Genomic DNA, 10,911 nt, shown 5'->3' with positions numbered 1-10,911 from the left:
ATGAGGATCATGTCGAGCTCGGGCAGCAGGTCCTCGTAGGGCTCGATGGGGGTGGCGGGGCGCAGGGCCATCGAGGCGCGGGCGCCCTTGGCGCGGATCTCGCGGGCGAGCCGGACGGGCGCGCTGGCGGCCTCGACGTGGAAGGTGACCGAGCCGGCACCGGCCTCGACGTACTGCGGTGCCCAGCGGTCGGGCTGCTCGATCATCAGGTGGCAGTCGAGCGGGGTGTCGGTGGCCTTGGCGAGGGACTCGACGATCGGCACGCCCAGCGTCAGGTTGGGGACGAAGTGGTTGTCCATCACGTCCACGTGCAGCCAGTCCGCACCGCGGATGGCCTCGGCCTCGTCCGCCAGGCGGGCGAAGTCGGCGGAGAGGATGCTGGGGTTGATCTGCGCCATGTCCGGGTACCTTCACAGCTCGGTGCGGGCGTTCGTCTGCGGCCGCCTCCTCCCATCATCGCGTGAAGCGGTGGCCGGAGGTGAACGCCGGGGCTCCGGGGTGACCCGCATCACAGACCCGATCACCGCAGGTCCGCTCAGGGGGCGACGGCAGCACCGCGTGCGCCCCGGCCCGCACCAGGAGCCGCACGGCTCCGGAGAGGCTGTCAGTCCGTGGCCGAACACGTCCATCCCGCCCGTGCCCTGTGGTGGCTCTTCGAGCCGGTGCACGCCCTCACCTACTTCGCGCCGGAGGGCCGGGCCGCCTACGAGGCGGTCGGCCTGCGCGGTTACTGGCGCGGCTACTTCGGCGGCCGGGCGGCCCCGCTCGGCCCGGTGGACGCGGCCCCGGTGGTCGCCGCCTTCTTCAACTTCGCACCGTCGATGGTCGAGCGGGCCCTGCCGGACATCTGGCACCGGGCGTCGCCGGAGGCGGCGCTGCAGGCGCGGCTCGCGGGGGCGCGGGCCACCCTGGGGCGGGTCCTGGAGGCGGTGAAGCCGGACCTGGTCGACCGCTCGGCGGAGCTGCTGGAGCGCGCGGTCGACGGACTGGACTGCGGCGGCCGGGTGCTGGCCGCCGCCAACGCCGCGCTGCCCCGCCCCGAGGACCGGCTCGGCCGGCTCTGGCAGGCGACGACGGTGCTGCGCGAGCACCGCGGCGACGGCCATGTCGCCGCCCTGGTCTCCGAGGGCCTGGACGGCTGCGAGGCGCTGGTGCTGCGCTGCGCGCTGGACACCCGCCGCGAGGCGCTGCAGCCGCACCGTGGCTGGACGGACGGGCAGTGGGACGCCGCGGCGGCGCGTCTGGCCGAACGGGGCTGGCTGCACGGGGACGGCACCGTCAGCACGGAGGGCCGCGCCCGGCACCGCGCGCTGGAGGCGGTCACCGACCTGGCGGCCGCCCGGGTCTGGGACGGCTTCCACCGCGCCGAGCTGGACGAGCTGGCGGCCGCGCTGCGCCCGATCGCCACGGTGTGCCGGGCCGAGCTGCCGCAGGCCAACCCGATCGGTCTGCCGGCGGCGGGCTGAGGCGACGCGGCGGCACCGGCGGGCACCGGTGCCCGGGTCAGAGCTCGGCGGGCGCCGTCCGGGCGGCGCGGGCGGTCCACCGGCCGTCGTGCCGGGTGATGCTGATGGGGTGTCCGAAGCAGGCGCTGATCAGCTCGGTGGTGACGACCTCCTCGACCGGCCCGGCCGCCACGCACCCGCCCTCGCGCAGCAGCAGGGCGTGGGTGGTGGTCTCGGGCAGTTCCTCCAGGTGGTGGGTGACCAGCACGGTGGCGAGGCCGGGGTGGCGCCCGCGCAGCAGGTCGAGGCTGCCGAGGAGGAGTTCGCGGGCGGTGAGGTCGAGTCCGGTGGCGGGCTCGTCGAGCAGCAGCAGCCGGGGCTGCGGCATCAGGGCCCGGGCGATCAGGGCGCGGCCGCGCTCGCCCTGGGAGAGGGTCGTCCAGGGGTCGTCGGCTCGGTGCGCCATGCCCATGGTGTCCAGCAGGTGTTCGGCGTGCGCGGACTGTTCGGCGGTGGGCCGCCACCGGGGTTCGGGTTCGATGCTGTTGGTGAGTCCGGTCAGCACGACGGTGCGGACGGGCAGCGGGGAGCGCAGCGGGTGGCGCGGGTTGACGTGGCCCAGGTGGGTGCGCAGGGCCCGGATGTCGACCCGGCCGAGCCGCCGGCCGAGGACGTGCACCTCGCCGTGGGTGGGGTGGGAGACCGCGCCGAGCAGGGCGAGCAGGGTGGACTTGCCGGCGCCGTTGGCGCCGAGCAGCGCCCAGTGCTGGCCGGCCTCGACGGTGAGGGAGACGTCCCGCAGCAGGTAGCGGCCGTCGCGCACCACGTCCACGGCGTCGGCGCGCAGCAGCGGCGCGTCGGGCAGCGGTTCGGCACTGGTCACGGCGGCCTCCCGGGCGCGGTCGTGGCCGTACGGATCGGTTCCGGCCGGCCTCGGGCATCCGGATGATCTCAGACTTCGGCGGCCGGTGCGTTCGCGTGCCGTCCGTCGGACGGGCCGCCCGCCCGCACCCGCGGGCGCACCGCCCGGAAGGGAGCACGCCCTCCCGGGCGGCGGCCGGGCGGTCTCAGCCCTTCATCAGGGCGTTGAGCTCGCCGTAGTCCAGGGCGTCGGCGAGACCGGTGTAGGTGCCGGTGGCGGCCAGTTCGGCGGCGACCTTGCGGACGACCGCGTACGCGGCCTCGGCCACCGAGGAGCCGAGGCTCACCCGGGCGACGCCGAGGCCGGACAGCTCCGCCACGGACGGGGCGCCGGGGCCGGCGAGGATGTTGACGGGGGCGTCGATGCCCGCGGTCAGGGCGGCGACGACCGCGGGGTCGGTGACGCCGGGGACGAAGATGCCGGTGGCGCCGGCCTCCAGGTAGGCGGCGGCGCGCTCGATCGTCTCCTCGAGCCGGGCCTCCCCGGTCCCGACGGCGCGGAGGTAGGTGTCCACGCGGGCGTTGATGTAGAGGGGGATGTCGGCGTCGTCGGCGGCCCGGCGGGCCGCGGCGATCCGTTCGGCCTGTTCCTCGGTCGGCCGCAGGCCGGGGCCGCCGTCCGTACGGGCGTCCTCGATGTTGATGCCGACGGCGCCGGCCGCGAGGACCTCGGCGACGGTGGCGGCGACGTCGGCCGGGGTGGCGCCGAAGCCGCTCTCGATGTCGGCGGTCACCGGGACGGACACGGCGGCCGTCACCCGGCCGATCAGGGCGATCGCCCGGTCGCGGTCGAGGTGGTTGCCGTCCGCGGCACCGAGTCCCCAGGCGACGCCGGCGCTGGTGGTGGCGACGGCCTTGGCGCCGGCCGCCTCGACCAGGCGGGCGCTGGCGGCGTCCCAGGCGTTGGCCAGGGCCAGCGGCGCGGCGGAGTCGTGGAGCGAACGGAACAGCTGGGCCTTCTGGTGCTGTGCAGTCATGTCCCGTATTGGACCAAGGCGGTGGGGCCGGCCGCTCGCGGTTTCGCGACACGGCCGTCGATCGGGGGGTGCCGGACCTGCTCGGCCGGGCGGGTTCCGGCCCGCTCGGCCCGGCGGAGGATTCCGGCCTACTCGGCCCGGCGCGGGGTGGGCGGCCCGAGGACGACGCCGCGGCCGGCGTAGAAGCGTTCCAGGTCGGGCCAGGGCACCCGGGCGTGCTGCTGCGACTCGCCGGGGAAGCCGGAGGGGTTGTGGATCAGCAGGGCGTCGTCGTCCGCGCCGACGGCGAGCACCAGGTGGCCGCCGGTCCGGGGCGGGGCCGGTTCCAGGGTGCGGATCGACGGGTGGACGGAGATCATCGGCAGTCGGCCGGCGTCGAGGTGGTCGCGGAGCTCCGCGGCCGGCAACGGGGCGCGGGCGTCCGCGGACAGGCCCCAGCGCCCGCGGACGTAGGCCGCGAAGGGGGCGTGGACGAGCCCGTCGAGCCGCCCGTCGGGGTGCCGGACGTAGGCGCCGGCCTCTCGGCTCTCCTCGGCGAGCCGCACGATCGGCGGGGCGACGCCCCACCAGTGGTCGAGCGCCATCCGCAGGCAGGCCATGCCGCAGGCGCGCCACGACCAGTACGCGTACTCGTCCGGGTCCGGCGCGCCCGACTCCTCCCAGCGCGGGTCGTCCTCGGCGAGGACGGTGCCGGCCAGGATGTCGGGGACGAGCTCGGGGGATTCCCACTGCGCGTAGTAGGGAACCGGGTGGCTGATCGGCTGCACAATGATCATTCTGACGCACGGCGGGACGGCCCGCCTCGCCGGTGGGGCCCGGACGCGCACGCCGCCCGGCACGTCCGGGCCGTGCGTCTGCGCCCCACCGGCCCGCGGCTCAGACGATGCCGGCGCCCCGCAGCAGCCAGCGGTTGGTGCGGCCGACCAGCCCGGCGCGGTCGAGCACGCCGACCACCTTGGCGGCCATCTCGGTCTTGGCGGCCCGCCAGTTCGGGTTCCGCTTCGCGGCCCGGCGGCCCTCCTTGGGGTCGATGCCGACGGCGGCGTACACCCGCGGGTTGATCAGGTGGGTGGTGGCGACGTGGATCACGATGCCCATCAGCAGCTGTTCGACCCGGCGGCGGACGGGCCCGAGGTCCTGGCGGACGAGCTCCTCGCGGGCGTAGGTGATGTGCCGGGACTCCTCGATGACGTGGATCCGGGCGACCTGGCGGGAGAGCGGCTGGAGCGACTCGTCGGCCATCATCTCGCGCTGGAAGGCGTCCAGGATCTCCTCGACGTACATCGTCCCGCCGAAGGTCTGGCTGTGCGTGGAGATCGCCTTGAACACCCGCCCGAGCTCGTGGGCGAGCCGGCCCGGGCCGTAGGCGGGCGCTCCCATCCACGCGATCATGCGGGCGAACATCACCGAGTGCCGGCACTCGTCGGCGATCTCGGTCAGCGCGTACTGGACGTGCGCGGTGGTCGGGTCCCGGTCGAAGGCGTGCCGCAGCAGCATCTGCATGAGGATCTCCTCGAACCAGATGCCGACGCTGGCGACGGCGGCCACCTCGTGCTTGCTGAGCTCGATCCGCTGCTCTTCGCTGAGGCGCTCCCACAGGTCGGTGCCGTAGAGGGAGATCCGCTGCGGCGCGATGTAGTAGGCGCCGGGCACGGGTCGGCTGTCCCAGTCGACGTCCTTCAGCGGGTCGAAGGACAGCTTGGCGGAGGAGGCGAGGAGGCGCTCGGCGGTGCGCCGGCGCTGCACGTCGCGCTCCTCCAGGACGGCTGCGGTGGCCTTGCGCGCGGTGGTCGCCATGGGGTCCGCTCCTCGGTCGCTCGGGTGGGGTCTGCCAGGACCGTAGACCGTATTAGATTGACCGTCAATAACTCGCGCAGCAAAGACCGCCCGGCACCCGGGGGCCCGGTCGGGCCGTCTCTTCCGGATCTTGCCGGATCGGCGGTGGGCGCCCGGCCGGATGTGCCGGCGGATCGGCCTCGTACTGGACCGCACTCGGACGATTCGCCGGTGCGTCCGGCCGGGGGCACCTTCCGGCCGAAGGCCGGGGGAGGATGCCCGGCGTCGCGCGCCCGGCAAGATCCGAACGAGACGGCCTAGAGGTCGATGCCGAAGACGTAGACGGTGTCGGACGCCCGGTCGAGCCAGAAGGACGCGTGGGCCGGGGCCTGCGGGGCCAGTTCGGCGTCGAGCGAGGGGCAGCCGATCCAGGACGCGCCCTCGGGCCCCTTCCCGGCGAGCTCCTTCTGCCAGTAGCCGGTGAGGTCCGGCGCCGCCAGCGGCGCGCACTCCCGACCCGCCGTCAGTTCGGCGATCCGGCCGGGCGGCAGCCGGAAGAAGCCGGCCAGCCCCGGGTCCGGCGAGGGCAGCAGGTCGCGCGGCCCGTCGGTGGACCGCCAGGTCCCGGAGACGGCCGGCCCGAGCCGGGGGAACACCTCGTCGAACCAGTCGGTCGAGGTGTACCGGTCCTCCGCGCGCGCCTCGTCCCGCTGGACGACCAGCGTGCACCCGCCCAGGACGACCGCCCAGAACGCGGCGAACACCCCGGTCACCACCCACACCGACCTCGGCACCGCGCGCCGCTGCGCCTCCATGGCGCCACCCCTCCCCCGTGTCCTGCCCGGACTCGCCCGCCCGGGCAGGACATCCGTTCTACCAGGCGTAGTCCTCCGGTGCGGTGCGGTGGCCCGGGAAGATCTCGTCGAGGCGCTCCAGCGCCTTGGCGTCCAGGGTCACGTCCAGCGCGCGGTTGGCGGCGTGCAGCTGGTCCAGGGTGCGCGGGCCGACGATCGGCGCGGTGACGCCCTCGCGGGAGAGCAGCCAGGCCAGCGCCACGTCACCGGGCTCGTGGCCGAGTTCGGCGGCGAGGTCCTCGTACGCCGCGATCTGCCCGCGGTGCTTCTCCAGGGTCTCGGCGGACCGGCCGGAGGCCCGGCGGACCCCTTCGCGCTCCTTGCGGAGCACTCCGCCGAGCAGGCCGCCGTGCAGCGGCGACCACGGGATCAGGCCGAGGCCGTAGTGCTGGGCGGCGGGCAGGACCTCCAGCTCGACGCTGCGCTCCAGCAGGTTGTAGAGCGACTGCTCGCTGGTCAGGCCGAGGAAGTTGCGGGCCCGGGCGGTCTCCTGGGCACGGGCGATGTGCCAGCCGGCGAAGTTGCTCGACCCCACGTAGATGATCTTGCCCTGGGCGGTCAGCACCTCCATCGCCTGCCAGATCTCCTCCCACGGAGTGGCCCGGTCGACGTGGTGCATCTGGTACAGGTCGATGTGGTCGGTCCGCAGCCGCTTGAGGCTGGCGTCCACGGCGCGGCGGATGTTGAGCGCGGAGAGCCGGCCCTCGTTGGGCCACTCCCCCATGTCGCCGTAGAGCTTGGTCGCGATCACCGTCCGCTCGCGGCGCCCGCCGCCCTGGGCGAACCAGTTGCCGATGATCTCCTCGGTGCGGCCCTTGTTCTCGCCCCAGCCGTAGACGTTGGCGGTGTCGAAGAAGTTGATGCCCAGCTCGTGGGCGGTGTCCATGATCCGGTGGGCGTCGGCCTCCTCGGTGTGCGGACCGAAGTTCATGGTGCCGAGGCAGAGCCGGGAGACGGTGAGGCCGGTGCGGCCGAGGTGGGTGAACTCCATGATTCCCACCCTCGGCCACACCGGCGGCCGCTGTCCAGGTTTTCGTTCAGGCGGTGGATCAATTCCGCCCGCCCGGACGGCCCGCACGGACCGCCCGCCCGCGGCCGCCGGGCACGAGGCCTCAGGCGGTGCGCCGCAGCAGCGCGAGGTACATCGCGTCGGTGCCGTGCAGGTGCGGCCAGAGCTGGACGTCGGGGCCCTCGCCGAGCCCGGGCAGGCCGGGCAGCAGCGGCCGGGCGTCGATCCACTCCACGCCGCTCTCGCCGCGCAGCACGTCGTCGACCACGGCACGGGTCTCGGCGAGGTGCGGCGAGCAGGTGGCGTAGCCGACCACGCCGCCGACCCGGGCGGCCCGGATCGCACCGCGCAGCAGGTCCCGCTGGAGCGGGCCGAAGCCGGCGATGTCCTCGGGACGGCGGCGCCAGCGGGCTTCCGGGCGGCGGCGCAGCGCGCCGAGGCCGGAGCAGGGCACGTCGACCAGGACGCGGTCGAAGCTGCCGGGCGCCCAGGCGGGCCGGGTACCGTCGGCGGCGATCACGGTGTACGGGCCGGGGTTGCCGGCGAGCGCGCGGGCCACCAGCCGGGCGCGGTGCGGCTGCTTCTCGGAGGCGACCAGGGCGGCACCGCGTTCGGCGGCGATCGCGCCGAGCAGCGCGGCCTTGCCGCCGGGTCCGGCGCAGCCGTCCAGCCAGACCCTGTCCGGCCCGTCGAGCGGCGCCGCGGCGAGCGCGAGGGCGACCAGCTGGCTGCCCTCGTCCTGGACGCCGGCCCGGCCCTCGCGGACGGCGGTCACCCCGGCAGGGTCGCCGCCCTCGGCGAGCCGCAGCGCGTACGGGGACCAGCGACCGTCCACGCCCTCCGGCAGGGCCTCGCGGAGTTCGTCGACGGTGGCGCGGCCGGGGCGGGCGACGAGGGTGACCTCGGGCCGGTCGTTGTCGGCGCGCAGCAGGTCCTCGACGGCGGCGCGGCCGGAGGCGTCCGGCTGCCAGCGGCCGAGGGCGTCCCAGAGCGAGGAGACCACCCAGCGCGGGTGCGAGTGGACGACGGCGAGGTGGTCCTCGGCGTCCTCGTCGTACGGCGGGGCGACCTGCTCGATCCAGGCGTCGAGGTCCTGTGCGCTGATCCGGCGGAGCACCGCGTTGACGAACTTGGCCCGGCCGTCGCCGAGCACCACCCGGGCGAGTTCGACGGTGGCGGAGACCGCGGCGTGGCTGGGGATCCGGGTGGCGAGCAGCTGGTGGGCGCCGAGCGCGAGCACGTCGAGCACCGGCGGGTCGACCTCGCGCAGCGGCCGGTCGATGCAGGCGGCGATGATCGCGTCGTAGGTGCCCTGCTGGCGCAGGGTGCCGTAGACCAGTTCGGTGGCGAGGGCGGCGTCGCGGCGCTCCATGCCCTTCTGCTCGGCCTCGCGCAGCAGCGGCGGCAGGACGAGGTTGGCGTAGGCGTCGCGCTCGTCGACGGCGCGCAGGGCGCGGAAGGCGACGATCCGGGCCGGGTCCTTCTTGGGGCGGCGGTGCGGGCGGGGGGCGCGCTTGGCGCTGGGCGTGGTCACGTGGTGCCTCGAATGTGCTGCGGACGGAAGGTCTGGCGGGCGAAGAGGTGGGGCGGGTCCGGAACGGGGTCAGTCGCCGAGTCGCTCGCCGGACTCGATGCGGACCCCCCGGGCCCAGTCTGCCGCGCGCATCTGCTTCTTGCCCTGCGGCTGGACCTCGCCGAGCTCGATGTCGTGGCTGCCGGTGCCGACCCGGACGCTGTGCTTGGCCACGGCCATCTCGCCGGGGGCGAGTTCGGCGGAGCCGGGGAGCAGGGTGACCGGGCCGGCCAGCTTGAGGCGCTCGCCGCGGAAGACCGTCCAGGCGCCGGGGGCGGGAGCGCAGCCGCGGACGAGCCGGTCGACGCGCAGCGCCGGGTGGCTCCAGTCGATCCGGGCGTCCTCGACGTTGATCTTGGGGGCGACGGTGACGCCGTCGGCGGGCTGGGGCACGGCGTGCAGGGCGCCGTCCTCGATGCCGTCCATGGTGGCGGCGAGCAGCCGGGCGCCCGAGTGCGAGAGCCGGGTGAGCAGGTCGCCGCTGGTGTCGGCGGGCCGGATCTCCTCGGTGACGACGCCGTAGAGCGGGCCGGAGTCGAGGCCCTCCTCGATCTGGAAGGTCGAGGCGCCGGTGACCTCGTCGCCGGCCATCACCGCGTGCTGCACGGGGGCGGCGCCGCGCCAGGCGGGCAGCAGCGAGAAGTGCAGGTTGACCCAGCCGTGGCGGGGGATCTCCAGGGCGGCGGGGCGCAGCAGGGCGCCGTAGGCGACGACCGGGCAGCAGTCCGGGGCGAGTTCGGTGAGCCGGGCGAGGAAGTCCGGGTCGCTGGGCTTCGCCGGCCGCAGCACCTCGATGCCGGCCTCCTCGGCGCGCCGGGCGACCGGGCTGGCGACCGTGCGGCGACCGCGGCCGGAGACCGCGTCGGGGCGGGTCACCACGGCGACCACCTCGTGCCGGTCGGAGGCCAGCAGGGCGTCCAGGGCGGGGACGGCGACCTCGGGGGTGCCGGCGAAGACGAGGCGCATGGGTGCCTTTCTCGGAGGGGGCGTGCTCCGGCCCGGCGGGCGCGCGGCCCGGCGGGTGGAGGAGGTGGTCAGCGGGCGGAGCCGAAGGTGGAGTGCGGCGATATCCGGACGGTCGGCGCCGGGCCGTCGCCCCAGTCGGCCTCGCGGATCGCCTTGAGCGCGGCCTTGCGGGTCTCGCGGTCGAGGCGGTCGATGAAGACGATGCCGTCGAGGTGGTCGGTCTCGTGCTGGATGCAGCGGGAGAGCAGCTCGGTGCCCTCGATCGTCACCGGGTCGCCGTACATGTTGAAACCCTTGGCGACGACGCCGTGGGCGCGCTTGGTGTCGAAGCGCAGGCCCGGCAGCGACAGGCAGCCCTCGGGGCCGTCCTGCTCCTCGTCGGTGAGCGACAGGTCGGGGTTGATCAGGTGGCCCACCACGCCGTCGACGTTGTAGGTGAACACCCGCAGGGAGATGCCCAGTTGGGGCGCGGCAAGGCCGGCGCCGGGGGCGTCGAGCATGGTGTCGGTGAGGTCCTTGACCAGGCGCCGCAGTTCCTTGTCGAAGGTGGTCACCGGCTTGGCCTTCGTCCGGAGCACCGGGTCGCCGAAGATCCTGATCGGCTGGATCGCCATGACTGCGGGGGCTCCTCGGGACGTCGGCGGCAGGGAGGCGTACCTGCAGAGTCTATGCAATGGGCGCCGTACGCCGGGCCGGGGTTCGGCGAGGTCGGCGCGGGTGGGCGTGCGCCGGGGGCGCCCGGCGGCCGTCCCGGTCGTGCCCCACCGACCTTCTCGGACGGGCGCGTTACCCGGGCCAGGGGTCGGGCGTTGGTCAAGTGGAATTGACCGGGACGCACGGCGTCGCGGTCCACGCCGACCGTACGGAGAGGTGGCGCAGAGGCCATGGCCGAGCAGATCAACCACGATGCGCGGGCGCGGGCGAGCCTGCACCTGCTGGTGCGGGACATCGAGCGGGTGAGGCGCCAGGTGGACGCGCTGCGCACCCTGACCGCCCAACTGGGCAACGTCTACCGGCCCCGGCGGCCCAGCACCTCGGCGGGCTTCGTGGTGTACGGGCGGGCGCCCGCCCCGACCGTCCGGCTGGCGCAGGAGCTGCGCGAGAGCGTGGAGACGCTGGTGGCGGCGGCGGTCGAGTTCGACCGGGCGCTCGGCTTCTCCTGGGACTCGGTGGGCTCCGCGCTGGGCGTCACCAAGCAGGCGGTGCACCGCCGGTACGGCATGCGCCGGCCGGCCACCGAGCTGCTCGCGGCGGCCTCCGTCCCGGCGCCGCACGACGAGCGTGCGCCCGAGCCGCTCCACGAGCGGGCCGAGGCGCCCGTGCCCGGCCCCCTCCCCCGGACGGTGCCGCAGGCCCGGCAGGGCGGCCTGGCCGCCCAGCCGGACGCCCG

12 protein-coding genes are annotated in these 10,911 nt (G+C 75.2%); 2 read left to right on the top strand and 10 right to left on the bottom strand.

Features of this window, described 5'->3' with window-relative positions; all coding sequences use genetic code 11:
* A partial coding sequence (locus tag ABZ641_RS15980) for a ribulose-phosphate 3-epimerase (RefSeq protein WP_359982331.1) occupies positions 1–398 on the bottom strand: 398 nt, incomplete at its 3' end.
* Between the two features lie 213 nt (positions 399–611).
* Here ABZ641_RS15980 and ABZ641_RS15975 point away from each other — a divergent pair.
* Entirely contained in the window at positions 612–1,466 is an 855-nt protein-coding gene (locus tag ABZ641_RS15975) for a hypothetical protein (RefSeq protein WP_359982328.1), read from the top strand.
* Positions 1,467–1,503: 37 nt separating this feature from the next.
* Here ABZ641_RS15975 and ABZ641_RS15970 read toward each other — a convergent pair whose 3' ends face one another.
* The 9 genes from ABZ641_RS15970 to def all read right to left on the bottom strand — a co-directional run bounded on the left by ABZ641_RS15970 (position 1,504) and on the right by def (position 10,135).
* Positions 1,504–2,328 carry an ATP-binding cassette domain-containing protein gene (locus ABZ641_RS15970; protein WP_344624242.1) on the bottom strand — a complete coding sequence of 275 codons (825 nt, stop codon included), beginning with the start codon at positions 2,326–2,328 and terminating at the stop codon, positions 1,504–1,506.
* A 184-nt stretch (positions 2,329–2,512) separates the two neighbouring features.
* Entirely contained in the window at positions 2,513–3,343 is an 831-nt protein-coding gene (locus ABZ641_RS15965) for an isocitrate lyase/phosphoenolpyruvate mutase family protein (RefSeq protein ID WP_359982326.1), read from the bottom strand.
* Positions 3,344–3,471: 128 nt separating this feature from the next.
* The gene (locus ABZ641_RS15960; protein ID WP_344624240.1) at positions 3,472–4,119 is read right to left on the bottom strand and encodes a C39 family peptidase; all 648 of its coding nucleotides are present in this window, start codon (positions 4,117–4,119) and stop codon (positions 3,472–3,474) included.
* 100 nt (positions 4,120–4,219) lie between these two features.
* Complete coding sequence (locus ABZ641_RS15955) at positions 4,220–5,140, bottom strand: diiron oxygenase (protein ID WP_344624239.1); 921 nt, start codon at positions 5,138–5,140, stop codon at positions 4,220–4,222.
* A gap of 296 nt (positions 5,141–5,436) precedes the next feature.
* A complete protein-coding gene (locus ABZ641_RS15950) occupies positions 5,437–5,934 on the bottom strand; it encodes a hypothetical protein (RefSeq protein WP_359982323.1) in 498 nt (165 codons plus the stop codon).
* A 58-nt stretch (positions 5,935–5,992) separates the two neighbouring features.
* Entirely contained in the window at positions 5,993–6,964 is a 972-nt protein-coding gene (locus ABZ641_RS15945) for an aldo/keto reductase (RefSeq protein ID WP_344624237.1), read from the bottom strand.
* 121 nt (positions 6,965–7,085) lie between these two features.
* The gene (locus ABZ641_RS15940; protein WP_359982320.1) at positions 7,086–8,516 is read right to left on the bottom strand and encodes a transcription antitermination factor NusB; all 1,431 of its coding nucleotides are present in this window, start codon (positions 8,514–8,516) and stop codon (positions 7,086–7,088) included.
* 69 nt (positions 8,517–8,585) lie between these two features.
* Complete coding sequence (fmt, locus tag ABZ641_RS15935) at positions 8,586–9,521, bottom strand: methionyl-tRNA formyltransferase (protein WP_344624235.1); 936 nt, start codon at positions 9,519–9,521, stop codon at positions 8,586–8,588.
* Between the two features lie 68 nt (positions 9,522–9,589).
* Entirely contained in the window at positions 9,590–10,135 is a 546-nt protein-coding gene (gene def, locus ABZ641_RS15930; RefSeq protein ID WP_359982317.1) for a peptide deformylase, read from the bottom strand.
* A 270-nt stretch (positions 10,136–10,405) separates the two neighbouring features.
* Between def and ABZ641_RS15925 the strand changes: the two genes are divergently transcribed.
* A partial coding sequence (locus tag ABZ641_RS15925) for a hypothetical protein (RefSeq protein ID WP_359982314.1) occupies positions 10,406–10,911 on the top strand: 506 nt, incomplete at its 3' end.

The organism is Kitasatospora sp. NPDC007106 (assembly GCF_040634455.1).
Classification (GTDB): domain Bacteria; phylum Actinomycetota; class Actinomycetes; order Streptomycetales; family Streptomycetaceae; genus Kitasatospora; species Kitasatospora arboriphila.
This window is presented reverse-complemented; position numbering and strand designations above follow the sequence as displayed.

What these genes read in the sequence shown, in the direction of transcription:
- ABZ641_RS15965 (WP_359982326.1), bottom strand. Translation starts at nt 3,343, where the DNA reads ATGACTGCACAGCACCAGAAGGCCCAGCTGTTCCGTTCGCTCCACGAC.
- ABZ641_RS15960 (WP_344624240.1), bottom strand. Translation starts at nt 4,119, where the DNA reads ATGATCATTGTGCAGCCGATCAGCCACCCGGTTCCCTACTACGCGCAG.
- ABZ641_RS15955 (WP_344624239.1), bottom strand. Translation starts at nt 5,140, where the DNA reads ATGGCGACCACCGCGCGCAAGGCCACCGCAGCCGTCCTGGAGGAGCGC.
- ABZ641_RS15950 (WP_359982323.1), bottom strand. Translation starts at nt 5,934, where the DNA reads ATGGAGGCGCAGCGGCGCGCGGTGCCGAGGTCGGTGTGGGTGGTGACC.
- ABZ641_RS15945 (WP_344624237.1), bottom strand. Translation starts at nt 6,964, where the DNA reads ATGGAGTTCACCCACCTCGGCCGCACCGGCCTCACCGTCTCCCGGCTC.
- fmt (WP_344624235.1), bottom strand. Translation starts at nt 9,521, where the DNA reads ATGCGCCTCGTCTTCGCCGGCACCCCCGAGGTCGCCGTCCCCGCCCTG.
- def (WP_359982317.1), bottom strand. Translation starts at nt 10,135, where the DNA reads ATGGCGATCCAGCCGATCAGGATCTTCGGCGACCCGGTGCTCCGGACG.